The sequence below is a fragment of the Curtobacterium sp. MCBD17_035 genome, assembly GCF_003234815.2.
GTDB lineage: Bacteria > Actinomycetota > Actinomycetes > Actinomycetales > Microbacteriaceae > Curtobacterium.
Genome location: NZ_CP126279.1, coordinates 3,315,660 through 3,340,309, shown reverse-complemented (window position 1 = coordinate 3,340,309; position 24,650 = coordinate 3,315,660). Strand labels below are relative to the sequence as shown.

Sequence of the window (24,650 nt, the reverse complement as noted above, 5' to 3'; positions counted from 1 at the left end):
GCTCCCAGAGATTGCTTAGGCTAAGTGAGTGCGTACCCGTCGGGAGGCACCGGCAACGTTGCCGCGACGAGATCTTCGACGAGGGTTCCATCGAGCGGGCGGCGGGTGACGAGGCACCATAGGACCATCGCCAGGAAGACCTGCGTGACCGTGTCGATCCTGAGGTCCGGGGGGAGCGCACCAGCCTCCACCGCCAGTCGCAGTCGTTCCGCGAGCCGCGTGCGGGCGGCAGTCGTGATCCGTTCGTCGTAGTTCGCGGAGAGGTCAGCATCTTCGGCAACAGCCGCGATGATGGCCTGGAGTACGGCGGCTGCATCGGGGTCGTCGTAAACACGCGCGACGGCCAGCATCCACGCAGTGACGTCGGCGTGGACGTCATCGGAGACGGCAACGGGACCTACCGGGAGGATGCCGCCCGCGGTGACCATCTCCGAAACCAGCGCCGCTTTCGTCGGCCACCATCGATACAGGGTTTGTTTGCCGACGCCAGCTACCGCGGCGATTCGCTCGAACGACAGCGTGTCCCATCCACGGCTGGCCAGCTCCGAGCGTGTCGCGTCGAGGATCGCCAAGCGTGTCTCTTCATTGCGGAGTCGTCCTGTGCTCTTGGCCATACAGCCATCCTCGCGGCATCACGACTCCGGCCGGCGCGGCCAGCCGTGGTGCGGACTACTGAACGGAGACGCCGCCGTCGCTGGAGAGGACGGCACCGTTGATGTTCACACCGTCCTTGCTGAGCAAGAACGTGATCGAGGCAGCGAGCTCGGCGGGCGCCGCGATGCTCGGTAGCAGTGCGAAGAACGGCGCCAACCGCTCCTGGCCCTTCTCCGAGAGCTTCGAGGAGGAGCCGATGTTCGTGGCGACCGCGCCCGGAGCGACAGCGTTGACACGCAGTCCTCGCTGCGCATACATGAACGCTGCGGAGCGGGTCAGGCCCAGGACCGCGTGCTTGGACGCGGTGTAGGCCGCTCCTGAACCGCTACCGAGGAGCGCGGCGCCGCTGATGATGTTGACGACGGAGCCCCTGCCGGCTTCGAGCATGACGGGCAGCACGGCTCGGGTGAGCTTGAAAGTGCCGGTGACGTTGACGCCCATCACGCGCTCCCAGACGGCGTCGCTCGTCTCGTCGATGGGGGAGAAGTCGTCGGCGATGCCGGCGACGTTGGCGAGAGCGTCGATCTGGCCACCGGCGGCTGCGACGATCGCGTCGACGTCTGCCTGCGAGGTGATGTCGCCACCCACCGGCACGATGTCGGCGTCGGGCAGTTCCGCAAGCAGATCTGAGAGGCGGTCGGCGGTGATGTCGACGGCCACGACCCGCCCGCCTTCGCGTGCAACGCGTGACGCCGTGGCACGACCGATGCCGGACGCGGCCCCGGTGACGATGACGGTCTGGCCGGAGAAACGACCCGGAGTGATCTGCTCAGTCCAGGTGGAAGCCTGCGTGGACTGCGGAACCACGTTCGTGTGGCTGTCGGGTGCGGTGGAATCGGACATGGAGGTCTCCTGTCGACAGTGACGAGGGTGAGCTAGGTGGTGATCACCAGGCTTGTCGAGACAAATCGTCTCGACTTCAAGAAATCGTACGCCTGGCGTCGACGCCCTTCCGACACGTTCCACCCTGGGGCTCAACGCGCTCCGGACACCTGTACGAGCATCCGGCCACCCTCCGGTGTGTCCAGTAGCCGATGGGCTTCAAAGATCCATCGCCGAGGGCTACCGTGCCCTCGTGGGGAAGCGGAACTACCTCGTCGAAGGCGTCTCCGGAACAGGGAAGACGTCGGTGTGCCACGAACTGCGTCGCCGTGGTTTCCCAGCGATCGACGGCGATCGAGAACTCGCCTACCAGGGGGACCCGAAGACAGGGGCGCCTGTCGATGGTGTGACCGGGACAGCCGTTCACCACCACCACATCTGGCAGGTAGACAGGGTCCGCTCGATCGCGGCGGACCAGTCAGATCCGGTCACCTTCTTCTGCGGAGGATCGCGCAACGTCGAATCGTTCATCGACGTCTTCGACGACGTCTTCGTCCTGATGATCGATCGGGCAACGCTCGAGCGACGCCTGGAGGCGCGGGGCGATGACGAATGGGCCGGGACGGGCCGGCTGGAAGAGCGGGCCCTCGTTCACGCACTCCATGCGACCGGCACCGTGCCGCGCGATGGCGTGCACGTCGATGCCAGTCAGCCGCTCGATGTCGTCGTGGACGAGGTGCTCCGCCGGTGTGGCCTGTCCGAGTGGTGAGCGCGTCCTGCGTGATCACGACGCGTCATCCGCTTCCGCGCACCGCCGTGAGAGCGCTTGCCAGCGTGGCCAGGTCTCTCTAGTCGCCTTCGATGAAGCCGGCGGCCGCGAGGGCGCGCTCGTAGATCTCTCGGATGACTGCGGCCTTGCGGGCGTTGTAGTCCGACATGCGTTGCGCTGGCTGCTGTGCGGCCTGACGCTTGACGGTCGCGTAGCGTTCGCGATCCGCGGTGTCGTGTCGGAGCCAGTTCCGGAACACCACGTGCTTGACCAGCTCCGGACTGTCCGGCCCGAAGACGTGCAGGTTCACGGGGATCCCGGGAACCGGCGCTGCCGCCCGGTTGCTTGCAGGGGCTCCCTGGAGGAGGCGATGCTCGTGCCACCAGGGCTCGCGCACCGTGAGGACGAAGCCCGCTGCTTCCAACCGCGGCAGCCAGACACGTTCGTCGGAGGGATCTGCGACCGTCAGGTCCAGGTCGAGTACCGGTTTCGCCGCGAGCCCAGGAACAGACGCGGACCCGACGTGCTCGACACGGAGCGCGCGAACGTCGAGAGCATCGATGATCAGGTTGCTCACCGTCGATGCGAGCTGCGGCCATTCAGGGTCCGGGTCGACGACACTGATGACGGTGGCCTTCGGCGGGACCACCCACGGGCTGGCTCCCGCCGGCACGGGCGGCTCGTCGAAGTCGAGAATCTCAGCGGTCGTCGGCACGCCCATAGTCAACCCGATTGGTCGGCGCATCGGTTGATGACCGGGTCGCCAAGGGACGATCCGTGCCGTGCGGAGGCCGACGGCCGAGATCGACGGCGGCACAAGCGGTGATGAGCAGGCCTGACGTGACGAAGATCACCCGTGATCCCGGATCCACCCGCGCTGGACGGCCCTCCACTCCGGCGCTCATGGTGGGGATCGGCCACGCGCGGTCCGACACCGGTCGGGAGGCCCGGTGGCAGCAGAGCCGTGTGTCCCTCAGGCGCACACCGCGATGAACGCACCCCTCTTCGCCGGCGCGGCATCGCTCCTCGTACCAGCGAGGACGGCAGACGGCGCGCGCCGATGGCCCAGCTGGCGCCGCCTGGTGGCGGATCGATCATGCCGACGGATCCGACGCACTCCGGGTCCGGGCGTACCGGAACGACAGCGCGGCGGACGCCACCGTGGCCAGCACGAGGACCACGAGCGGCATGGTCGCGACTCGAACCCCACCATGCGTGATCAGTGCTCCGGCGAGCGATGCGCTCATCGCGATGCCGATCGCGGAGGCGGAGTTGATCCAGGTGAACCCCTGTGTCAGTGCTGAACCGGCGACCGTCGCCTGCACGATCTGGGAGGACGACGCGAGCAGCGGGGCGATCGCCGTTCCGCCGATCGCCAGCATGATCGCCAGCCCGAGCAGCGTGGGCCAGGCGACGCCGACGAGCACGGCGACCGTGAGCACGAGCGTCGCGACCAGCTGCGCCGCCTGGGGGCGCGGGGTCGCACGCATCGACCCGTACACGAGGCCCGCGATGATGCTCGCGGCGCTGGGGACGGCGAGGACGAGACCGGTGAGGGACAGCATCCCGCGAGCGCTCGCCGCGGCGGTGACGAGGAGCGGAACAGCGCCGAAGAAGCACCCGAGCCCGAGGTTGACGCCGAGTGCGGCGAGGAAGTCCGGAGCGAGGAGTGAGGTCCGGGTCCTGTTCCGGCCGCGTCCCCGACCTCGACGCGGCGCTGGTGCGGTGCGCGGTTGCAGCGACAGCGTGCCGCAGCCGAGGGCGACGAGTGTCGCGGCCGCGGCCGAGCCCGCCCACGGGACGAGGGAGGTACTGGCGAGGGTGACGAGGATCGGACCGGACAGGAACACGACGTCGTTGACGTTCGCCTCGAGGGAGAAGGCGACGCGGAGCGCCGGCCCATCCGTCAGGAGGTGCGACCACCGCGCCGCCGACAGGGCTCCGGGCTGGGGCGTCACGGCACCGGCGACCATCACGGCCGCGAGCGTGACCGGGACCGGTGCGCTCCCCGCGGTGGTGATGGCCGCAGCGACCGCGGCAGCGTGAGTGGCGACGATCACCGGGACCGTCACCGTCTGCCCCCACCGGTCCACGAGGCGAGCGACCTGCGGGCCCGCCACGGCCTCCGCGATCGAGAAGCCGGCCGTGGAAGCGCCTGCGACCGCGAACGATCCCGACGCGTGCTGGATCGAGAACAGCAGCCCGAGCCCGGTCATCGCGACGCCGAGACGCGCAACGGCCGCGGGGAGGAAGAACGCCAGCGCCCCGGGGTGGTCGAGGACACGGCCGTACCGGGCACCGGTCGACCGGAACGGTCCGAGGACCGAGGACAGGAGCGAGCGCGCAGTCGTCATGGACGATGCCTCCGACGCGGTGCCGGTGATCGGTCGGCAGACAAGTCGGCCTGGGCTTCGACGATCATCACGGCACAGCGGTACCTCCGGCATCCTGCTCCGCAGGGGAGCGCTGGCGCAAGGAGCACACGTCGTGGTGCTTCTGCGCCGAGCGATGTCCCGGCTTGCGGGCGTCGCGTGGTTACGTATACAGTCGCTCGGAGCATCCGCGTGAATACGTACCCATTCTTCGAAGGAGAAGACGATGGCCCTCACTGAAGTCCAGCGCCAGCGCGCCGTCCACGGAACGCGGGACAAGAAGTCCGCCGCGATCGGCGCAGCGGTCGGCACCTGCGTCGAGAACTACGACTTCCTCGCGTACGGCACCGCGTCGGCGCTGTACTTCGGAACCGCGTTCTTCCCCGGCGCCGATCCGCTGGTCGGGACGCTGCTCTCGTTCGCCACGCTCGGCGTCGGGTTCGCGATGCGTCCGCTCGGCGGCATCATCGGTGGCTACCTCGGGGACAAGATCGGCCGCAAGCCGGTGCTCGTCGCGGCGTTGCTGGTGATGGGACTCGCGACGTTCGCGATCGGCCTGCTGCCGACGTACCAGACCGTCGGCGTCCTGGCTCCGATCCTCCTGGTCTCGGTGCGCGTCATCCAGGGCGTCGCGTTCGGCGCCGAGTGGGGCGGCGCCATCCTCATGGCCTACGAACACGCGCCGTGGCGACACCGTGGCCGCTACTCCGCGATCCCGACCGCGGGGAACCCGGCCGGGGTGTTCCTGGCGAACATCGTCTTCTTGTTCTCCGTGCACCTCGGCGGTGAGTGGGCGTGGCGGGTGCCGTTCCTCGCCAGCGCCGTCCTCGTCATCGCGGGCCTCATCATCCGGGCGAGGGTCTCGGAGTCCCCGGAGTTCGAAGACGTCAAGGACCGCGGCGAGACCGCGAAGAACCCGCTGCTCAAGGTGCTCAAGGACGACTGGCGGAACCTGCTCCGCGTCATCGGCCTGCGCCTGGTCGAGTCCGCGGGCTTCTACGTCGTCGTCACCTACATCCTCAGCTACATCTCGGGTCTCGACGCGGACCTCCGTGAGGTCGGCCTCGTCGGGCTCTGCATCGCGACCGCGATCGGCGTGGGCTCCTCCCTGTTCTGGGGCGACCTCACCGACAAGTTCGGGCGGAAGCCGATCTACCTGGTCGGGTCGATCCTCTCGATCGCGTTCGGGTTCCCGATGTTCCTGATGCTCAACTCGCAGGTGCCGGTCCTGATCGTGTTCGTCTACGTCATCGGCCTGCCGCTCATCCACGACATGCTCGCCGGTACCCAGGGCGCCTGGTTCAGCGAGCTGTTCAGCACCGACACGCGCTCCTCGGGCGCCTCGATCGGCTACCAGCTCGCCGCCGCGATCTCCGGCTTCATCCCGTTCATCGCCACCGCCCTCGCGGCAGCGATCGGTTGGGGCGGCGTCTCGCTCCTCTACGTCGCTGCCGGCGTCGTCGGCGTCGTCACGGTGCTCCTCACCCGTGAGACGTGGAGCCGGAAGGAGCGGGCCTACGTCGACGAGGTCACCTCCGCCGTGCCGACCGCCGTGGTGGACCCGCGCGTCGCGAACCAGTCCTGAGCCACCGAAGGAAGAAGCAAGCACCATGAAGGCAATCGTCAAGACCACCGCGGCGCCGGGCGTCGAGTTCGTCGAGGACCACCCCGAGCCCACGGTCGGCCCCCGTGACGTCCTGCTCCACGTCGGCGCGGTGTCGATCTGCGGCACCGACCGCGAGATGTACGAGTGGACACCGTCGGCGGTGGCGTTCAACCTCGACCTGCCGGTCGTCCTGGGGCACGAGGTCTCCGGCACGGTGATCGAGGTGGGCTCCGACGTCAGTCGACTCGCGGTGGGGGACCGGGTGGCGCTCGAGACGCACATCCCGTGCGAGCAGTGCTTCATGTGCCGCACCGGCAACGGGCACAACTGCCTGAACATGAAGATCATCGCGATGCACGCCGACGGCGCGTTCGCCGAGCGCGTCGCGGTGCCGGAGAACATCTGCTTCCCGCTGCCGGAGGGCATGCCGCTCGAGGTCGGTGCGCTCCTCGAGCCCGCCGGCGTCGCCTGGCATGCGCTGCAGCGGGCGGACCTCGATGTCGCCGGGCATTCGGTGTTGGTGTCCGGCTGCGGCCCGGTCGGGCTGCTCATCGTGCAGTTCGCGCTGCACCTCGGCGCCACCGAGGTGATCGCCGTCGAACCCAACCCGTACCGACGCGGCTGGGCCGAGAAGCTCGGCGCGACCGTGTTCGAGCCCGGCCCCGGCGTCGTCGAGTACGTCGAGGAGCACTACGCCCACCGCAGCGGCGTCGACGTCGCCTTCGAGGTCAGCGCGGCCGCCGCGGCGTACCCGACCATCTTCGAGTCGGTCCGCCGCGAGGGCACGATCGTCACGATCGGACACCCCGGCACCCCGGTGCCGGTCGACATCGCCAAGTACATCAACAAGAACGGCATCACCCTGCGCGGCACGTTCGGGCGCCGGCTCTGGGACACCTGGGAGGACCTCGTCGAGGTCCTCACCCGTGGCGGCGTGGACATCTCGTGGCTCATCACCCACCGGTTCCCGCTCGGCGACCTCGGCCCCGCGATCGACCTCCTCACCGGCGACGCCAACAAGGTCCTCATCCTGCCGAACGGGCCCGTCGACGGCGCGGCAACCGTCGGGGGAGCCGAGACGGTCGCCGCCACGGCGCACTGATCCGACGCGACGACCGACGAGTCCGAGGAGGGCCCATGGCCGAGACCCACGACCGGGGCGCTCCACACCTCGGCGCGCACCCCCCGCTCGTCGCGCCCTCGCAGCCGACACCCGGCGGACCGGGCGGACACCGTGCCTCCCGGTCAGCGGGCCCCGGTCGACCCGCGCTCGACGAGCCGAGCGGGCACCAGCGTGTGCACCGGCTCCGACGTGTCCCCGGCGATGCGGTCCAGGAGTCGTTGCACGGACGCGCGCGCGATGCTCGTGATGTCCTGTTCGAACGTCGTGAGGTCGAACGCACCCCACGCCGACATCGGGAGCCCGTCGATGCCGAGCACCCACGTCCGCTCGGGGACGGCGACCTCGGCCGCGCGGAGGGCGTCCATCGCGCCGTACGCGATGATGTCCGAGGAGCAGAAGACCGCGTCCGGAACGCCGTGCGCGAGCAACTCGCGCGCCGCGCGGTTCCCCGTGTCGTACGTGGTCGTGCCCCTCGTGGTCTGCTCGGCCCGGATCTCCACCCCGGCGGCCCGCAACGCCTGTCGGAACCCGGCCTCACGCGCCGGGCTCGCGAACGTGTCCGACGGGCCGAAGATCGCGGCGATGTGCGACCGACCGCGTTCGAGCAGGAACTCCGCCGCACGGACGCCGGTCCCGAAGTGATCCGTCATGACGATGTCGGCGGTCGACTCGAGGTCGGCCCGGTTGCAGAGCAGCACCGGAACGCCGCGTTCCACCAGGCGGTCGATGCCGAGCGTCTGCTGCTTCGCGGCGGTGAAGAGCACGCCGTCGACGGTGCCGGCGCCGACGCCGGCGGTCGCGAGCGGCATCGCCGGATCGTCGTCGTTCCACACCACGACGTTGACGTTCATCTCGCGCGCGATCCGCGTCAACTCGTCGAGCAGGTACGGCAGGTACGGGTTCTGGATCTCGCTCGTGACGATCCCGATCGCGCCCGCCCGCGCCGTGCGCATCGCCTTGGCCTGCGCGTTGGGCACGTAGCCGACGTCGCGCATGGCACCGAGGACGCGCTCACGGGTCTGGTCCGAGACGCTCGGGCTGCCGTTGAGCACCCGCGACACGGTCGCCTGCGACACGCCCGCGGCCCGCGCGATGTCACGGCTCGTCAGCGCCACGACGCCCCCTCTCCTCGAACCCGATGCAACGACGCTACAGCGGAGTCGACCTCGGCCTCACCGCCGGGACCTGCCCGCCGCGTGCCGGTGCACGGCCCCTCCAACGTCCACGCCGGTCGCGCGACCGTGACCGGCCAGCCGCACCACCCGATCGAAGGAGCGACACCATGACCCGCCTGTTCAACGACCCGGCGGACTTCGCGGACGAGATGGTCGACGGGTTCGTCGCGGCGAACCGGCGGTGGGTCCGGAAGGTCCGCGGCGGGGTCACTCGTGCGACCACCAGCCCTGAGGGCACGGTGGCCCTGGTGATCGGTGGCGGCTCGGGGCACTACCCGGCGTTCGGCGGACTCGTCGGGCACGGCCTCGCGGCCGGCGCGGCGATGGGCAACCTGTTCGCGTCGCCGTCGGCACAGCAGGTCACCGCGGTCGCGACGGCGGCGCACCACCGTGGCGGGGTGCTGCTGTCCTACGGCAACTACGCCGGTGACGCGCTCAACTTCGATGCCGCGGCGCGCGCCCTGACCGAGGCCGGCATCGACGTCCGCACGGTCCGCGTGACGGACGACATCGCCTCCGCGTCGGCCGACGAGCAGCACAAGCGTCGCGGCATCGCGGGGGACCTGTGCGTGTTCAAGGTCGCCGGTGCCGCCGCCGAGCGGGGCGACTCGCTGGACCACGTGGCAGCGATCGCGGAGCGGGCGAACGACCGGACGCGGAGTTTCGGCGTCGCGTTCAGCGGCTGCTCGCTGCCCGGCGCCGACGAGCCGCTGTTCACGGTCCCCGAGGGGCGGATGGCGATCGGGATGGGCATCCACGGTGAGCGGGGCATCGACGAGGCCGACGTCCCCACCGCCGCCGAGCTCGCCGACCTGCTCGTCGGCCGCCTGCTCCAGGAGCTCCCGGACGGTGTCTCCGTCGACGGCGCCCGCGTCGTCCCCATCCTCAACGGACTCGGCTCGGTGAAGTACGAGGAGCTGTTCGTCGTCTACGGCACCGTGCAGCGCCTGCTGACGGACGTCGGCGCGATCGTCGTGGAACCCGAGGTCGGCGAGCTGGTCACGTCGTTCGACATGGCCGGGGTGTCGCTGACGCTGTTCTGGGTGGACGAGGAGCTCGAGCAGCTGTGGGCGGCGCCGGCCGACAGCCCCGCGTACCGGAAGGGCGGAGCGGTGCCGCAGGAGCGCGTGTCCGACGAACTCCTCGAGGCCGGCGAGCAGGTCCAGGTCACGCCCGGCAGCGAGGAGTCACAGATGTCGGCCGCGGTCGTCACGGACGCGATCACCGCGATCCGCGCGACGATCGACGAGCACGCCGTCCGGCTCGGCGAGATCGACTCGGTCGCCGGCGACGGCGACCACGGCATCGGCATGCGGCGCGGTTCGCACGCCGCGCACGTGGCCGCGCAGGACGCTGCCGCGCGCGGTGCCGGCGCCGGATCCGTCCTCCGGATCGCCGGGGACGCCTGGTCCGACGAGGCCGGCGGGACCTCCGGTGCGATCTGGGGTGCCGCCCTGGAGGCGCTGGGTCGCGTGCTCGGGGACGAGTCGCGTCCGTCGGCCGCCGACGTCGCTGCGGCGGTGCACGCGGCGAACGAGGCGGTCCTCGCCTTCGGCGCCGTCGTCGGCGACAAGACCATGGTCGACGCGCTCGTGCCGTTCGACACGGTGCTCACCGGACGCGTCGACGCCGGCGACGACCTGGTGACCGCGTGGACCGCCGCGTCCGCCGCCGCGCAGGAGGCCGCCGACGGCACCGCCGCGCTGCTCCCGAAGATGGGTCGCGCCCGCACCCACGCCGAGCACGCCGTCGGCACCCCCGACGCCGGCGCGATCTCGTTCGCCCTGATCACCGCCGCGGTCCTCGCGGCGCTCCCCACGAAGCAGAAGGAAGGTCACCATGGCTGAGCAGCAGTTCCGCCTCGTCGTCGGCTCCGACGACGCCGGGTTCGACTACAAGGAGATCATCAAGAAGGACCTGGAGGCCGACGACCGGGTGGCGTCCGTCGTGGACGTCGGTGTCGATGCCGAGGGGCACACCGCCTACCCGCACATCGCGGTCGACGCGGCCCGCATGGTCGCGAACGGCGAGGCTGACCGGGCCATCCTCATCTGCGGCACCGGCCTCGGCGTCGCGATCTCGGCGAACAAGGTCCCCGGCATCCGCGCCGTCACCGCTCACGACTCCTTCAGCGTCGAACGCTCGGTCCTGTCCAACGACGCCCAGGTGCTCTGCATGGGCCAGCGCGTCGTCGGCGTCGAGCTCGCCCGCCGACTCGCGGGGGAGTGGCTCGGCTACAGCTTCGACACCTCCTCGGCCTCCGCCGAGAAGGTCGCCGCGATCTGCCGGTACGACGGCAGCGCGCCGGAGGGCATCGACACGGAGTCGGTGGACGCCTGATGCTGACCGCCGCGGCAGCACCCGCGCTGACGATCGGTGTGTCGCTGAAGATGTACTTCGGTCACGCCCGGACGCTGGCGTGGGCGTCCGCCGTCGCGGACATCGCCAGGGACCACCCCGCCGTCACCGCCGGGGCCGTCGACCTGTTCGTCATCCCGACGTTCCCCTCGCTCGTCCCCGTCAAGGGCCTGCTCGAGGGCACCCGCGTCCACCTCGGGGCGCAGGATCTGGCGTGGGCCGACCAGGGCGCGTTCACGGGTGCGGTGTCCGGCGCCGAGCTCGCCGAGATCGGCTGCGACCTCGTCGAGATCGCGCACGCCGAGCGCCGCTCCCTGTTCCACGAGACGGACGACGAGATCGCCGGCAAGGTGCACGCCGCGTTCCGCAACCACCTCACCCCCCTGATCTGCGTCGGCGAGGTGGAGCGGGCCTCCAGGCAGGATGCGATCGCGGAGGTGACCGGTCAGCTCGGCCGGTTCCTCGCCACCGCCACCGCGGACCACCTGGCCGGACCCGTCATCGTGGCCTACGAGCCGGTGTGGGCGATCGGCGCCACGGCGCCCGCCCCCGACGAGCACATCGTCGCCGTGCTCGCCGGGATCGAGGCGTACCTCGCGTCGCGTCCCGAGCTCGCCGGCTCGCGTGCGATCTACGGCGGCAGCGCCGGACCGGGCCTGCTCAGCCGAGGGCAGGGCCGCATCGGCGGGCTCTTCCTCGGCCGCTTCGCCCACGACCCCGCCGCGATCGCGACCATCCTCGACGAAGTCATCACCACCAGCGTCTCGGAGCGGACCCCATGACCTCCTTGCTCGGCCTGTCCACCTACGCGTACTTCTGGCGCATGTCGGATCGGGTGCCGTCGCCGATGTCCCTCGACGACGCACTCCGCGACGCCGCCACGCACGACGGTGTCGACCTGTTCCAGATCTGCGACCACGCACCGCTCGACACGGCGTCGGACGAGCGGCTCGCCGGGATCCGCTCGCTCGCGGACGAGCTCGGGCTGACGCTCGAGGTCGGCACGCGCGGGACCGACCCGGAGCACCTCGCCCGGTACCTGCACGTCGCTCAGCGGCTCGACGCGGCGCTCGTCCGGTCGATGTGGAGTGCCGGCGACGACGAGCCGGACGCCGTCGAGACCGACCGGCGCCTGCGAGCCGCGCTGCCGGCCTACGAGGAGGCCGGGGTCACCCTCGCCCTCGAGACCTACGAACGGATCAGCTCGGTCGAGCTCGTCGCGGTCGTGTCCGCGATCGGGTCGCCGAACCTGCGGATCTGCCTCGATCCCGCGAACACCGTCGCGAACCTCGAGCACCCGGCCGACGTCGTCGCCCGGTGCGCTCCGTACACGGCGAACTGGCACGTGAAGGACTTCGACTTCACCCGTTCGCCGGGCTGGGTCGGGTTCCAGTACACCGGCGTCCCGTTCGGCACCGGTCGGCTCGACTACGACGGCATCCGGGCGGCGATCGAGCCCGACGCGCGGGGCATCAACCGTGTCATCGAGTTCTGGCTCCCGTGGCAGGCCGACTCGGCGGATGACTCCACCGGGGACGCCGCGTCGAGGAGCATCGCCGTGGAGACGGACTGGGTCGCCTCGACGGTTGCCGCCCTCTCCGCAGCCCGCGCGTGACCGACCTGAGCATGACCGGAGCGTCCCGGACGTCCGCCGGCTGGTCCACGCGATCCGCACGAGCGGCTTCGCGACCGCCAGCGCGCTGAACAGGGGGTTGCGGAGTGCACCACGGTCAGCGCGACGCCCTCGGGAGGAACGCAGCCAGCACCAACGGCACCGCACTGAGCCCGAGCACCCACCAGAACGTCGCCCCGAAGGCACCGGCCGCGGCGGCCGGCGACCCCGCGGAAGCCAGGAAGTGCTCGAGGACCACCGCGACCACGGTGACGCCGAAGGGCGCCCCGACGCGCTGCACGATGCTGAAGGCGGCGCTGCCGCGCGGGGTCTCGTCGTGGCTCAGGCTCGCGAACGCCAGGGTCATCACCGGGAGGGACGCGGCGCCCATCCCGACTCCCTGGACGAACTGCGCGACGAGCAGCAGGACGGAGTGACCATCGACGCCGGCGAGGGCGAAGGGGACGATCCCGAGCATGAGGAGCACCACGCCACAGCCGACGACCAGGCGGCCGTCGAGCTTCGCCGTGAGTCGGCGGCTGAGCACGATGAAGAGCATCGTGCCGAGGCCCTGCGGGATGAGCAGCAGGCCGGTGTGCAGGACGGAAGCGCCGCGGACCTGTTGGTAGAACAGCGGCAGGAGGAACATCAGGGCGTACATCGAGAAGCCGCCGACGAACGTGATGACGCTCGACAGGCCGAAGCTCCGACGTGCGAAGACGCGGACGTCGACGAGCGCATGGGTCCGGTTACGGAGTGCGGAGGCGACGAAGCCGACCAGGAGCGCGCCTCCCGTTCCGAGCGGGAGCCAGACGTCGGTCGCGGCGAACCCGTGGTCCCCGGTGAGCCGGCTGACGCCGTACGCGATGAGCGCGACCGCGGGGGTGAGGAGCACGAATCCGAGCACGTCGAACCGGCTCCCGCGCTGCGCGGGTGCGGACGGCAGGAACAGCGGGCCGAGCACGAGAGCGGCCAGGCAGATCGGGATGTTGACGAAGAACAGCCAGTGCCAGCTGACGGATTGCACGATGGACCCGCCGATGATCGGCCCGAGGATCGGCGCGAGCTGCCCGATGAGCCCGATGGTGGCGATGGCGCGGCCGATGCGCTCGCGGCCCGCGGCGCGGGTCAGGATCGTGATCGTCACCGGGAGCACCAGACCGCCCCCGACGCCCTGCAGCACCCGGAACACGACGAGTGACGGGAGGGACCACGCGAGTCCGCAGAGCAGGGAACCGACCATGAAGGTGGCGACCGCGACGATCCACGCGGTGCGGGCGCCGAGGCGTTCGGACACCCAGCCGGACACCGGGATCACCGACACGAAGGCCAGGAGGTACGCGGTCGCGACCCACTGCGTGCGGGCGACCGACTCGTGGAACGTGTGGTGCAGATGGTCGAGCGCGATGTTGACGATGGTCGTGTCGAGCAGCGTCGTCAGGGCGCCGAGGACGAGCACGAGGCTGATCAGGGTGAGCCGCCGGTCCGTGACCGGGCCGGGAACGGCCGGAGCCGTGAGGGAAGTGGTCATGCGACGTAAACTATACCGTGCAGTGTAGGAAGTACACCCGTCGGTGTAGTGTGGCGTGGTGGCTGCCGCGACCCCTCAGGACCCGACATCGAAATCGACGTCGAAGACCATCCGTGCCGGGCAGGCGCACAAACGGAGCGCGATCCTCGCGGCAGCGCGGGACCTCTTCGTCCTGGACGGTGTCGAACGCACGAGCATGGACGCCGTCGCCGCGCGCGCGAGCGTCTCGAAGCGGACCGTGTACGACTACTACGGCGACAAACGCGGGCTCCTCCTCGGTGTCGTCGTGGCTGCGGGGGAGTCGCTCGTCGAGACGCTCCGGCAGGCCATCGCGGACCACCTGGCCGATGACGCTCCCATCGCCGACCAGGCCGCGCTCGAACGCGCGCTCGTCGGGTTCGCCGTGCAGATCGGCGAGACCATGCTCGGCTCTGCCGACTACGGGAGCACCATCAAGCTCATCGGTGACAACCGCGCGATCCTCCCCGAGCTCGCGCACCACCCCCTCAACTCGGCACCGGAAGCGGCGCTCGCCGAGCGGATCGCACACTTCGCGGACGTCGGTCTGCTCGACGTGGACGACGCGTTCTTGGCGGCCGACCACTTCAACGCCCTGACCACCCTGCTGGCCATGAACATCCGGTTCCCGGATCAGCTGTCCACGGACGCGACCCGCAGGACGATGGCCGACGGAGTGCACGCCTTCATGCGGGCGTACGGCGCGCGCTGAGCCCCGGCGGCAGCACGGCGTGCTCGTGGTGACGTCGTCGTGGTCGTCGAACACCGGTCGTCCTGTCGAACACGGCGATCCCGGTGTTCGATCGGACGCGAGGTGTGCAACACGGTGGGGCCGCGGGTGCAGCGCCTCCCGTCCGATGCACGGCCCGGCGACGACGCGCGTCCGCCGAGCGCCATGGGACGCCGAGCGCCGTCGGATGCCAGGCGTGGCCGGCGTCAGTTGGCGAGGTTCACCTGCGTGCGGTGCAGGTCCGTCCGCTCGATCTGGTCGACGAAGCCGATCGCGTAGTCCTGCGCGGAGATCGCTCCCCCCTCGGCGACGACCGCGACGTCGGTGCCGACCCGGTACGAGCCGGTGCGCTCGCCGGGGGCGAAGGAGCCGAACTGGAGGGGCGGGCTGACGAACACCCAGTCGAGCGCCTCGGGGGCGGCGGGGAGGTCCTCGAGGATGAGCGCTGCGCCGCTCTGGACCTCGTGGTGCAGCTCGGCCGGGACGGCGCTGAGGTCCTCGACGTACCGGGGTGCCCCGGGCGCGGGACGCAGCGACGAGAACCCGCCGACCACGAACAGCCGAGCACCGGCGGACGCGGCCAGCCGCGCGATGGTGCGGTTGACCTCCCGGAAGGTGTCGGTGAGGTCGCCGCGCGGGGCGAGCGCGGCGACGACGACGTCGGCGTCCTCGATGACCGGGGTGAGGACGGCTTCGTCCGAGGCGTCGCCCTGCACGTACCGGACGCCGGGGACCTGGTCGGTCGGGAGCGAACGGCTGAGCGAGGTGACCTCGTGACCACGGGACGCAGCCTCGGCGACGATCGCCGATCCTGCGTAGCCGGTGCCGCCGATGACGGAGATGCGGGACATGGGAGCCTTTCGGACGGAGGAGTGCACGGGCGCGACGAGTCGCCCGATTCCACGGTAGGAGCGCCCGTGAGCGAGCGGAAGTAGGCACTTCAGGGTGCCTGTCGCGCCCCGCTGGCCGGGCCCGGTAGACATACGGCATGAGCACCGCACCCAGGACGCTGCAGTTCCGCGCCTTCACGACGACGAGCGACGACCCGCGGTCCGGCAATCCGGCGGGGGTCGTGCTGCACGCCGAGACGTTGACCGACGCGGACATGCTCGCGATCGCCGGCGAGCTCGGACACAGTGAGACCCCGTTCCTCACCGCCGTGACGCCCCGCTCGGCGCGGATCCGCTACTTCACGCCGCAGGCGGAGATCGCCTTCTGCGGCCACGCGACCATCGCGTCGGGCGTGGCGCTGGCACGGGACGGCGCCGAGGGCGTGGTCGACCTGACCACGAACGCCGGCGTGGTGCCGGTCGCGGTGCATCCGGACCGTGCGACGCTCACCGCTGTCGCGACGACCGTCGCACCGCTCCCCGACGCGGTGCTCGGCGAGCTGCTCGACGCGCTCCGTCTGTCGTCGACGGACCTCGACCCGGCGCTGCCACCGGCGTTCCTGTCCGGGGGCAACCCGCACCCGCTCGTGCCCGTCCGCGACGGCGTCCTCGCCCGGCTCGACCACGACGGCGACGCGGTGCTCCGCCTGCAGGACCGGGAGGGATGGGACGGCACGATCGCGGTCGTGCACCGGGTCGACGCCACGCGGTTCGTGAGCCGTCACCCGTTCCCGCGCGGCGGTGTCCGCGAGGACCCGGCCACGGGGTCGGCTGCCGCCGCGCTCGGTGCCTACCTGCGGGACGGCGGCCACGTGGCGGTCCCGGCGGTGCTCACCGTCGAGCAGGGTGCGGAGACCGGACACCCCTCACGCATCACCGTCGAGGTCCCCGCGACGGGTCGCGTCCGGGTGAGCGGGACGGTGGAGGAGCTGGCGGGGCCCGGTCTCCGGCCGACTGCCTAGACCCGCGACGCGCCGCCCCGCACGAGTCGGATGACGAGCAGGATCGCGGCGACGATCAGGACGATGATCCCGACCGTGATCAGGAACTTCAGGGTCGCGACGAACGCGCCGATCAGCAGCAGGATGATGCCGATGATGGCCAGGGTGACCCACAGGGCGTGGTTCATGATGTGTCCTTTCGAAGGGGTGACGTGCCCTTCTCGGCCGGACGGTACGCGTTCCCCGGCGTCGGCGACCGCCGTCCGCGCGAAGTCGGCCCGACCTCTTCGATCCCGCGCGCGTCTTCGTGGATCCTGGGTCCCGCAGCCGCACACTGGTCCGTCCTGCTCCGGTCACCGCTCCGCGTCGGGCACCGTCACGACGCGGTTCTGGTACGCCCAGACGACGGCCTGCAGCCGCGATCGCACGCCGAGCTTCGGCAGCATCCGGGCCAAGTGGGACTTCACCGTCGAGACCTCGACGACGAGCGCGGCCGCGATCTCCTCGTTCGACATGCCCTGCGCCAGGAGCATGAGCACGTCGCGCTCCCGCTCGGTCAGCAGCTCGGTCCCTCGCCCGCGTGTCACGGGCTGGAGCGCGCGCCGTTCGACGAACTCGCGCAGCACCCGGCGGGTGAGCGCCTGGTCGAGCGTGCCGTTGCCGGCGGCCACCTGCCGGACGGCGGCGACGATGGTGTCGGGGTCCGCGTCCTTGAGCAGGAAGCCCGACGCACCGGCCTCGAGCGCGCCGAACACGTAGTCGTCGAGGTCGAACGTCGTCAGCATGAGGACCGGGATCGGGGGATCCGCGTCGGGACCGCACAGGGCCCGTGCGACCTCGATGCCGTCCACGACGGGCATGCGGATGTCGAGGCACGCGACGTCCGGGTGCTCCGACCGTGCGAGGGCGAGTGCCTCGCCACCGTCCGTCGCGACGGCGACGACCGCGATGTCGGGTTCGGCGTCGAGCAACGCGGACAGACCGGCGCGGACGAGGGGCTGGTCGTCCGCGATGAGGACCCGGATCACGACGGCACCTCCGCTCCGACGGCCGGGGCGTCAGGACCGCTCACCGCCCGCGGGACGACGAGGCGGACCTCCCACCCGCCGTCCTCCGTGGGACCGTACCGCAGGTCGGCGCCGACGAGGTCGGCTCGTTCGCGCATGCCGACGAGCCCGTGACCGCCCGAGGAGGACCGTGGTGCGGCCTCGCGTGCCGGTCCGTTCAGCACGACGACGGTGACGTGGGTGTGCTCGCGGTCGTCGAGCTCGACGGTGGTGGCGGCACCCGGGGCGTGCAGGGCGGCGTTCGCCAGGGCCTCCTGGACGGTCCGGTACGCCGCGAGCTGCGCGAGCGGACCGACGTCCGAGCCGACCGACGGGCCGGCCTCGGGCTCATCGCGCAGCACCCGCAGCGTGACCCGGCCGTGCCGCTGCGCCCGCGCGACGAGGTCCGGGACCGCCGCCAGGGTCTCGACCGACCGCTCGGCCAGGGTGTCGTCGCGGAGCAGCCCGACGAGCCGCCGGAGGTCGTCGAGCACCGCCGTGCTCTGCTCCCGTACCTGGCGGACGGCGGCGTGGGCACGCTCGGGATCGGTGTCGATCTGCCGGTCGATCACGGCGGCCATGAGCGCGATCCCGGACAGGTGGTGCGCGGCGATGTCGTGGAGCTCCCGCGCCATGGCAGCTCGCTCCCGGGACACGGCCGCCTCGACGCGCGCGTCCTGCTCGCGGACCACCGCGTCCCGCTCCCGGAGCACGGCGTCCTGCTCCCGGACGACCGCGTCCCGCTCGCGGACGACCGCGTCCCGCTCGCGCGCCCGCGCCGCGCGGACGTCCAGGCGCGACCGGACGACCAGGGTCACGAGCAATGGCAGGCCGATCACGGCTCCCGCCTGGCCCAGCCCCTGCGTGATCGCCTGCAGCGGCGTCGCGCCGTAGCCGGTGAGCTGCGAGACGGCCTCCTCGATCCCGACGCCCACCGCCGCTGTGACGAGGGCGGGCCACAGCCGCGCGACGGGCTGCCGGAGCACCGCGAGCACGACCGCCACCATCACCGCGAGCGTCGACAGACCGTGCAGCACGGACGGGGCCACCAGCACGAGGACGGCTGCGAGCACCGCGACGGCCACGAGCGTCGTCAGCGGTCGGCTCCGCGACCACAGCAGCACGCACGCCTGGGCCATGAGCACGGCGGCGACGACCCACCAGGACGGGTCGGCGGGCGAGGCGAACTGGATCTGGGCCGAGTCCGGATCCCCCGCCGCCATCGCGGGTGCGCCGAGCAGGAGCGCGATCACCGCGACCGCGTCGGCCGCGGCGACCAGGACGTCAACCCGCGGCACCCGCGGGCGGGCCTCAGCGGTGACCATCGCTCGAGTCTACGAGTGGCGACGCGGAGGGCGTCGGGGCAGCAGCGGGTGCGGTGCCGGCCACGACGGCGGAGGCGGGGTCCTCCGCCGGGCCGGTGCCCGGCCTCCCGGCCGTGCCGGCGACAGGACCGCGGTAGCCGAGCCGGCCCCGCGTCGCGACCACGATGACGACCGCGCCGATGGTCGAGGTGATGAGCAGCGCGAGCAGCATCGTCTCGGCACCGATGCCCGGGAACATGTCGCTCCACAGGACCGACGCCGTGGTGTTGACGCTGACGTGGAGGAGCACCGCGAGCGGCAGGCTCTCACCCGACCGGTTGAACACCCACGACATCACGACGGTGAACGCCATGCAGAACCCCACGAACACGACCGGTTGCGTCCAGTGCGCGGTCGGCCATCCACCCCAGTCCGTCAGGAACAGCGGCAGGTGCCACAGCCCCCAGAGCGGCCCGAGCACGAGCGCGGCCCGCATCGGGCCGAACCGGCCCTGGAGGCGCGGCAGGGCGAAGTCCCGCCAGCCCGGCTCCTCCGCCAGTCCGGTCGTCACGACCTGGAGGAGCAGCGCCGGCACGTAGGCCGCCAACGCCAGCGCGGACGGTGCGTGGACGACCCCGCCCGCGAACGGCAGCCCCGACAGGACGATGAGCACCGGAACGCCGAGCAGCACCGTCACGTACCACTGCCACCGGACCCGCCACCGCCACAGCCGGCCGGTCCACACCCGGAGGCCCGTGCGACCGTCCACCGCGGCCGTCACGACGAACGCCGCGGTGACCGGTCCGAGCAGTGCGCCCGGCAGGACGCCCGACAGCTGCGCGGTGCCGAGGACCTCGGGGAAGTGGAGGTCCCAGATCCCGAGACCGTGGGGCGACAGGATGTACGGCAGCCACACCAGCCAGCTCGTCCCGAGGGCGAGCACGGCGAACGTGCGGAGCGGGTTGCGGGCGACGACGCCGCGGAGCCCGCCCGGAGCGGGCCTCGTGCTCCTGCGGTCCGTCCCCGGTGCGCTGATGGTGGTCATGATGCCTCCGTCGGTCAGGTGGCCGCGGTTCGACCACATCCCGACGGTAGGAATCGCGGGTGCCCGACCTCGACGGGCGGAGGGACGCAGCTCGCAATCTCCATCGGAGGATGCAAGGGGCCGGTCTGAGTCCCGTTCACCGATCCTGCGCATGCCGACGACGAGTGCGCATGCGCCCGCATGTCCCGTTGTCGTCCGCGTGAGCACCGGCGCGAGCAGGCATGCGGCACTGCGTCCCCTGCCACTACGCTCCGACCATGCAGCTCTCGCGCAGTGCACGGCGACGACGACGAGCGGCCCTACAGGTCGTTCGTTTCATCTGGCTGTCGTGGTCGCGGCAGGTCCGGTTCGTCGGGCTGCGGTGGCGCCGGCAGCTCCGTGACGCGCCGCAGCAGTGGCGTCGTCAGGTCAGCCAGCCCGAGCCCGTCCGGTACGCCCTGCCCTGGGTCGCCTGGGCTCGGTTCTGGACGCGGGGGCTGGTCTGGTCGGGGCGCGCCAGTCGGTCCGAGTACTGGTGGTGTATCGCCCTGGAGGCCGGACTCGCCGCGATCGCGACCCTGGTCGTCCCGTGGGCGCTTCCGTCCCTGCCGGGGCACTGGCGGTTCTTCGTCGACCCGTTCGGCGCGACGACGTCGCCGACGGCGAGTGTCCTGCTCGTGCTCGACCGGGCCACCGGCACGAGCGAGTCCTTCGGCAGTGGTCACAGCGTGGCCGCGGATCCCTGGGACTGGGCGCTCGTCCTGCTCGTGGCGCTGACCGCGCTGCCCCGGTGGTCGATGCTCGTCCGACGCCTGCACGACGTCGACCGGAGCGGGTCCTGGGTGCTGGCCGTGTGGATCGTCCCGTGGCTCGGGGCGCTCCTCGTCGGGCTCCTCGTCGTGGGGCGTCCGGTCGCCCGAGGAGCCCGGTTCGACGCGGTTCGGCCGCTCGGCGCGGGCATCGGTGGGCGGGTGGCGCGCGGGGTTGCTCGGGTGCTCCGGCGTGCTCGGAGGCAGGGGCGGCTCGGGCGGGTCTGACTCCGGTTCACCGATCCTGCGCATGCCGACGACGAGTGCGCATGCGCCCGCGTGTCCCGTTGTCGTCCGCGTGAGCACCTCGCTCGGGCAGACCCCGCTTCAGGACCAGCCGAGCGCCCGCAGTACCGCGGCGGTCACGGCGGCCAGCGCAACCACGACGATGAACGGCGCCCGCAGCACGAGGGCGACGATCGCCACGACGAGCCCGGCCGCGCGCGCGTCGAGCACCAGGTGCGTCGCGGTCGAGAACGTCTGCAGCACCACGAGCGAGGCGAGCAGGGCGGCCGGGAGCATCTCGCTGATGCGGGCGACCCGGGGCTCCTCGAGCACAGCCGGGGGGACGGTGTAGCCGGAGAACTTGAACCCGTACGCGATCGCCGACGCCACGATGACCGCGATCCACGCGGTCACGACGCGGCCCCGGTCGCATCCGGCCGGGAGGGCCGCCACCGGTCGGGCCACCACCACGCGATCACCGCGCCCACGCACGCGGCGGCGAGCACCGGGAGGCCCTGTGGGATCACGGGGATGAGTGCGGTCGTCACGATCCCGGCGACGATCGCGATGGCGACCGGTTGCCGTGCCCGCAGCCGCGGCCAGAGGAGTGCGATGAACGCGGCCGAGGCGGCGGCGTCGAGCCCGTAGCGCTTCGGATCGCCGAGCGCGGACCCCGCGAGGGCCCCGACGAGCGTCATGACGTTCCATCCGATGTACACGCCGAGGCCGGTCACCCAGAACCCCAGGCGACGGAGCGGCCGCGAGGACTGCGCGACCGCGACCGCCGTGGACTCGTCGATCGTGAGCTGGGGGACCACGATCCGACGCCACCCGCGGGGGAGCATCGTCGGACCGAGTTGGAGCCCGTAGAGCGCGTTCCGGATGCCGAGCAGGGAGGCGGCCGCGATCGCCGCCCCCGCGGTGCCGCCGCCGCCGAGGATCCCGACGAGCGCGAACTGCGACCCGCCGCTGAACAGGAGGAGCGACAGCAGGCAGGTCTGCACGACGCTGAGGCCGCTCGCCACGCTCAGCGCGCCGAAGCTCACGCCGTACAGTCCGGTCGCGACGGCGACCGAGACGCCCTGGCGGACGACGGCCCGCCGAGCGGTCGTGACGTCCGCCGCTCGCTCGGGGCCGTCGTGCTCGTCGGCGGGGGTGGGGGAGCCGTCGGTCATGCCCTCAGGATGCCGCAGGCCGGCTGCGCCCGGGCGCGCCCGCGTGTCCCAGACGCGCAGTTCCCTGTCAACCCCGGCGTCCGGGCGCCGCGGCTGCGATCCTTGGATGATGGCAGAGGACGTGGTGCGACGCTCAGTGGTCGCCGGGCAGGACATCGACGATGCCCGTGCCATGTACGAGGCCGCGTACAACGGACGGCAGTTCCACATCGAGCCGACCGAGCGCGAGTTCGGGTACCGCTACACGATCGCCGGGGACGACGACGTCACGTTGCGGGGGAACCGGTTCACGGGGTCGGTCGAAGGCACCGTCCAGGTGCAGGGCGAGTACGTGGTCACGTGGATCACCGCGGGGACCGGCGCGATGGACCTCGAGGGGACCGGCGACCTCACGCCGCTCGAACCCGGGCAGCCCGTCCTGTTCACCACCGGTGGCCAGAACCGGTTCGCGTTCGCCGACTACAAGCAGAACCTCGTCCACCTCGACGGCCGGTACCTCGAGCGGGTCGCGGCGGAGGTCGAGGGCCACGACGGCGGGCCCCTGCGGTTCCGACACGGTGGCCGACTCGAGGACCACGCGCTCCAGCGGTGGACGGCGGCGGTGCGGACGGTGAACGCCGTGGGCGCGAGCGCCGACGCCAGTGCCCTGCTGCGGAGCGAGGTGAACCGCCTCGCCGCGGTGTCGCTCCTGTCGACGTTCCCACACGAGGCGACCTCCCTGCCGCCCGAGCTGCTGCTCCCGCGCCACCGGCGGGTCCGCACGGCGGTCGAGTTCATCCACGCGAACGCCCATCTGCCGATCACGCTCACGGACGTCGCCGCGGCGGCGAACGTGAGCTCCCGCTCCCTGCAGCAGGCGTTCGAGCGTGCCCTGGCCACGTCGCCCACGCGGTACCTGCGGCAGGTGCGCCTGGAGCGGGTGCGGGCCGAACTGCTCGAGCAGCACCCCGAGGACGTGTCCGTCGGCGACGTCGCACGCCGTTGGGGCTTCGTGCACCTCGGCCGGTTCTCGGGGGCGTACGCAGCGGCCTTCGGGGAGTACCCGCGCGAGACGCTGTACCGCTGACGGGCGGTCAGTGGTGCGGGTGGTGCCCGCCCACGTCGTGGTGGGCGTGCTCGTGCCCGTGCTCGTGCTCGTTCGCTTCGTGGTGCTCGTGCGCGTGCTCGTGCGCGTTCGCTTCGTGGTGCTCGTGCGCGTGGCCCCCGTCGTCCGGGCCGCCGCCCATCATCCGCAGCATCGACCACGAGCCGCTGCGGACGAAGACGACGAGCAGGACCGCCGCCACGACCAGGAACAGGATGTCCAACCAGGTGGTGTAGTTCCACGTGATCCCGGTCTCGGCGATCGCCAGGTGCCGACCGGTGGGGACGAGGCCGAGCGGCGTGAAGACGAGCTCGACGACGTACCCGGCGAGCACCATGGCGCCGTAGAGGACGCCGGTGATCCGGAGGGCGGCCGCCCAGCCGTAGTACTTCCGGTAGATCACGATGATCGGGATGATGAGCAGGTCGGCGAAGACGAAGCTCACGACGCCGCCGAAGCTGATCCCGCCGTTCCAGAGCACCGCCGCGAGCGGGACGTTCCCGACCGAGCACACGAAGCTGACCATGGCGATGACCGGTCCGATGAGCGGGTCGAGGAAGAACGCGACCGTCGGGTCACCGTGCAGGAACACCGCCTGCAGCCATGCCCTCGGGACCCAGGCCTCGAACGCCCCCGCGATGAGGAGCCCGATGACGATGTCCCGGAGTACGGCGGCCCAGTCCATGACGAAGTACTGGGACACCGACGTGATGCCCGGTCGGGAGAACAGGCGTCGCCAGAACCCCTGGTCACCGGCGACCGACATGTCCATCGCCGCGTGCCCCTCCATCGAGCCGGCGAGGCCCCGGTCGGCCTGCTCCCGTGCGGCGTCGACGATGCGACCCCGCATCCAGAGTCGGAAGCCGAGCGCGACGAGCACGATCATGACGGGGCCGCCGATGAACTCGGCGAGGGTGAACTGCCATCCCATGACGAACGCGAGGACGAGGCCGAGCTCGACGACGAGGTTCGTCGACGCCACCTCGAACGCGATCGCCGCGGTGAGGCTCGCGCCCTTCCGGAACAGTGCCCGGGCGAGCGCGACCGCCGCGTAGGAGCACGAGGAGGACAGTGCTCCGAACCCCGTCGCCACCGCGATGGCACGCGGGGAGTCGTCGTGCATGAGCCGGGTGATGCGTTCGGTCCTGACCGCGGCCTGGATCACACCCGACAGGGCGAACCCGAGCACGAGGGGCCAGAGGATCGTCCACGCCATCGTCCCGGCCGCCGCCAGGGCGGCACCGATCGCCTGCAGGATCATCATGATGACAGGGTACCCCCTGGGGGTAAGCGAGACCAGATGGTTCGCCTGAGACGCGGTTCACCCCGGGGTCACGGACCTGAGTGTCGGATGGACGTCGTTGCACTCCGTGCATCGGTGC

The 24,650-nt window shown here is 71.5% G+C and carries 25 protein-coding genes; 11 read left to right on the top strand and 14 right to left on the bottom strand.

Annotation, left to right across the window (positions count from 1 at the left end; genetic code table 11):
• Window positions 1-20: 20 nt before the first annotated feature.
• Together DEI93_RS15805 and DEI93_RS15800 are read right to left on the bottom strand one after the other, a co-directional pair.
• Window positions 21-614 carry a TetR/AcrR family transcriptional regulator gene (locus DEI93_RS15805; RefSeq protein ID WP_111010748.1) on the bottom strand — a complete coding sequence of 198 codons (594 nt, stop codon included), beginning with the start codon at window positions 612-614 and terminating at the stop codon, window positions 21-23.
• 55 nt (window positions 615-669) lie between these two features.
• Window positions 670-1,620 (bottom strand): SDR family NAD(P)-dependent oxidoreductase, encoded by a 951-nt coding sequence (locus DEI93_RS15800; RefSeq protein WP_258371934.1) that lies wholly within the window; start codon window positions 1,618-1,620, stop codon window positions 670-672.
• A 109-nt stretch (window positions 1,621-1,729) separates the two neighbouring features.
• On the opposite strand from DEI93_RS15800, the gene DEI93_RS15795 reads away from it, so the two are divergent.
• Window positions 1,730-2,245, top strand: a complete 516-nt coding sequence (locus DEI93_RS15795) for an AAA family ATPase (protein ID WP_111027259.1) — start codon at window positions 1,730-1,732, stop codon at window positions 2,243-2,245.
• A 79-nt stretch (window positions 2,246-2,324) separates the two neighbouring features.
• On the opposite strand, the gene DEI93_RS15790 is transcribed toward DEI93_RS15795, so the two are convergent.
• Both DEI93_RS15790 and DEI93_RS15785 read right to left on the bottom strand, forming a co-directional pair.
• Complete coding sequence (locus DEI93_RS15790) at window positions 2,325-2,960, bottom strand: GrpB family protein (RefSeq protein WP_284158481.1); 636 nt, start codon at window positions 2,958-2,960, stop codon at window positions 2,325-2,327.
• A 379-nt stretch (window positions 2,961-3,339) separates the two neighbouring features.
• A complete protein-coding gene (locus tag DEI93_RS15785) occupies window positions 3,340-4,599 on the bottom strand; it encodes an MFS transporter (protein WP_111120454.1) in 1,260 nt (419 codons plus the stop codon).
• 244 nt (window positions 4,600-4,843) lie between these two features.
• Here DEI93_RS15785 and DEI93_RS15780 point away from each other — a divergent pair, with 244 nt between their 5' ends.
• Together DEI93_RS15780 and DEI93_RS15775 are read left to right on the top strand one after the other, a co-directional pair.
• Complete coding sequence (locus DEI93_RS15780) at window positions 4,844-6,202, top strand: MFS transporter (protein WP_111120453.1); 1,359 nt, start codon at window positions 4,844-4,846, stop codon at window positions 6,200-6,202.
• Between the two features lie 25 nt (window positions 6,203-6,227).
• Window positions 6,228-7,325, top strand: coding sequence for a zinc-dependent alcohol dehydrogenase (locus DEI93_RS15775; protein WP_111120452.1), 1,098 nt, complete (start codon window positions 6,228-6,230; stop codon window positions 7,323-7,325).
• Window positions 7,326-7,468: 143 nt separating this feature from the next.
• On the opposite strand, the gene DEI93_RS15770 is transcribed toward DEI93_RS15775, so the two are convergent.
• Complete coding sequence (locus DEI93_RS15770) at window positions 7,469-8,461, bottom strand: LacI family DNA-binding transcriptional regulator (RefSeq protein WP_111120451.1); 993 nt, start codon at window positions 8,459-8,461, stop codon at window positions 7,469-7,471.
• 167 nt (window positions 8,462-8,628) lie between these two features.
• Between DEI93_RS15770 and DEI93_RS15765 the strand changes: the two genes are divergently transcribed.
• Genes DEI93_RS15765 through DEI93_RS15750 form a run of 4 tightly spaced genes read left to right on the top strand, consistent with a single transcriptional unit; the run spans window position 8,629 to window position 12,494 of the window.
• A complete protein-coding gene (locus DEI93_RS15765; protein ID WP_111120450.1) occupies window positions 8,629-10,368 on the top strand; it encodes a dihydroxyacetone kinase family protein in 1,740 nt (579 codons plus the stop codon).
• Complete coding sequence (locus DEI93_RS15760) at window positions 10,361-10,861, top strand: ribose-5-phosphate isomerase (protein WP_111120449.1); 501 nt, start codon at window positions 10,361-10,363, stop codon at window positions 10,859-10,861. Before DEI93_RS15765 ends, DEI93_RS15760 begins: the two co-directional genes overlap by 8 nt.
• Window positions 10,861-11,661, top strand: a complete 801-nt coding sequence (locus tag DEI93_RS15755; RefSeq protein ID WP_111120448.1) for a triose-phosphate isomerase family protein — start codon at window positions 10,861-10,863, stop codon at window positions 11,659-11,661. Before DEI93_RS15760 ends, DEI93_RS15755 begins: the two co-directional genes overlap by 1 nt.
• Complete coding sequence (locus DEI93_RS15750) at window positions 11,658-12,494, top strand: sugar phosphate isomerase/epimerase family protein (RefSeq protein WP_111120447.1); 837 nt, start codon at window positions 11,658-11,660, stop codon at window positions 12,492-12,494. Before DEI93_RS15755 ends, DEI93_RS15750 begins: the two co-directional genes overlap by 4 nt.
• A 115-nt stretch (window positions 12,495-12,609) precedes the next feature.
• Here DEI93_RS15750 and DEI93_RS15745 read toward each other — a convergent pair whose 3' ends face one another.
• Entirely contained in the window at window positions 12,610-14,022 is a 1,413-nt protein-coding gene (locus DEI93_RS15745; protein ID WP_111120446.1) for an MDR family MFS transporter, read from the bottom strand.
• A gap of 58 nt (window positions 14,023-14,080) precedes the next feature.
• On the opposite strand from DEI93_RS15745, the gene DEI93_RS15740 reads away from it, so the two are divergent.
• On the top strand, window positions 14,081-14,752 hold the full coding sequence (locus DEI93_RS15740; protein WP_111014280.1) for a TetR/AcrR family transcriptional regulator: 672 nt from the start codon (window positions 14,081-14,083) through the stop codon (window positions 14,750-14,752).
• Window positions 14,753-14,976: 224 nt separating this feature from the next.
• Here the strand turns inward: DEI93_RS15740 and DEI93_RS15735 are convergent, their stop codons facing one another.
• A complete protein-coding gene (locus DEI93_RS15735; protein WP_111120445.1) occupies window positions 14,977-15,621 on the bottom strand; it encodes an NAD(P)-dependent oxidoreductase in 645 nt (214 codons plus the stop codon).
• Between the two features lie 137 nt (window positions 15,622-15,758).
• Between DEI93_RS15735 and DEI93_RS15730 the strand changes: the two genes are divergently transcribed.
• Window positions 15,759-16,622 carry a PhzF family phenazine biosynthesis protein gene (locus tag DEI93_RS15730; protein WP_111120444.1) on the top strand — a complete coding sequence of 288 codons (864 nt, stop codon included), beginning with the start codon at window positions 15,759-15,761 and terminating at the stop codon, window positions 16,620-16,622.
• On the opposite strand, the gene DEI93_RS15725 is transcribed toward DEI93_RS15730, so the two are convergent.
• The 4 genes from DEI93_RS15725 to DEI93_RS15710 all read right to left on the bottom strand — a co-directional run bounded on the left by DEI93_RS15725 (window position 16,619) and on the right by DEI93_RS15710 (window position 19,996).
• Complete coding sequence (locus tag DEI93_RS15725) at window positions 16,619-16,789, bottom strand: hypothetical protein (protein ID WP_181436114.1); 171 nt, start codon at window positions 16,787-16,789, stop codon at window positions 16,619-16,621. The two genes, DEI93_RS15730 and DEI93_RS15725, sit on opposite strands and share 4 nt — an antisense overlap.
• A gap of 165 nt (window positions 16,790-16,954) precedes the next feature.
• On the bottom strand, window positions 16,955-17,629 hold the full coding sequence (locus DEI93_RS15720) for a response regulator (RefSeq protein WP_111120443.1): 675 nt from the start codon (window positions 17,627-17,629) through the stop codon (window positions 16,955-16,957).
• Window positions 17,626-18,972: a sensor histidine kinase gene (locus tag DEI93_RS15715; RefSeq protein ID WP_111120442.1), complete on the bottom strand. Its 1,347-nt coding sequence runs from the start codon at window positions 18,970-18,972 to the stop codon at window positions 17,626-17,628. The genes DEI93_RS15720 and DEI93_RS15715 overlap by 4 nt, the downstream gene beginning before the upstream one ends.
• Window positions 18,959-19,996, bottom strand: coding sequence for a type II CAAX endopeptidase family protein (locus DEI93_RS15710; RefSeq protein ID WP_111120471.1), 1,038 nt, complete (start codon window positions 19,994-19,996; stop codon window positions 18,959-18,961). Before DEI93_RS15710 ends, DEI93_RS15715 begins: the two co-directional genes overlap by 14 nt.
• 257 nt (window positions 19,997-20,253) lie before the next feature.
• Between DEI93_RS15710 and DEI93_RS15705 the strand changes: the two genes are divergently transcribed.
• Window positions 20,254-21,012, top strand: a complete 759-nt coding sequence (locus tag DEI93_RS15705; protein WP_181434978.1) for a DUF805 domain-containing protein — start codon at window positions 20,254-20,256, stop codon at window positions 21,010-21,012.
• A 99-nt stretch (window positions 21,013-21,111) separates the two neighbouring features.
• On the opposite strand, the gene DEI93_RS15700 is transcribed toward DEI93_RS15705, so the two are convergent.
• Both DEI93_RS15700 and DEI93_RS15695 read right to left on the bottom strand, forming a co-directional pair.
• Complete coding sequence (locus DEI93_RS15700; protein ID WP_111014148.1) at window positions 21,112-21,423, bottom strand: AzlD domain-containing protein; 312 nt, start codon at window positions 21,421-21,423, stop codon at window positions 21,112-21,114.
• Complete coding sequence (locus DEI93_RS15695; RefSeq protein WP_111035796.1) at window positions 21,420-22,184, bottom strand: AzlC family ABC transporter permease; 765 nt, start codon at window positions 22,182-22,184, stop codon at window positions 21,420-21,422. The genes DEI93_RS15700 and DEI93_RS15695 overlap by 4 nt, the downstream gene beginning before the upstream one ends.
• 109 nt (window positions 22,185-22,293) lie before the next feature.
• On the opposite strand from DEI93_RS15695, the gene DEI93_RS15690 reads away from it, so the two are divergent.
• Complete coding sequence (locus tag DEI93_RS15690) at window positions 22,294-23,250, top strand: helix-turn-helix transcriptional regulator (protein ID WP_146249520.1); 957 nt, start codon at window positions 22,294-22,296, stop codon at window positions 23,248-23,250.
• Between the two features lie 7 nt (window positions 23,251-23,257).
• Here DEI93_RS15690 and DEI93_RS15685 read toward each other — a convergent pair whose 3' ends face one another.
• Window positions 23,258-24,532, bottom strand: coding sequence for a permease (locus tag DEI93_RS15685; protein ID WP_111120441.1), 1,275 nt, complete (start codon window positions 24,530-24,532; stop codon window positions 23,258-23,260).
• Window positions 24,533-24,650 lie beyond the last annotated feature (118 nt).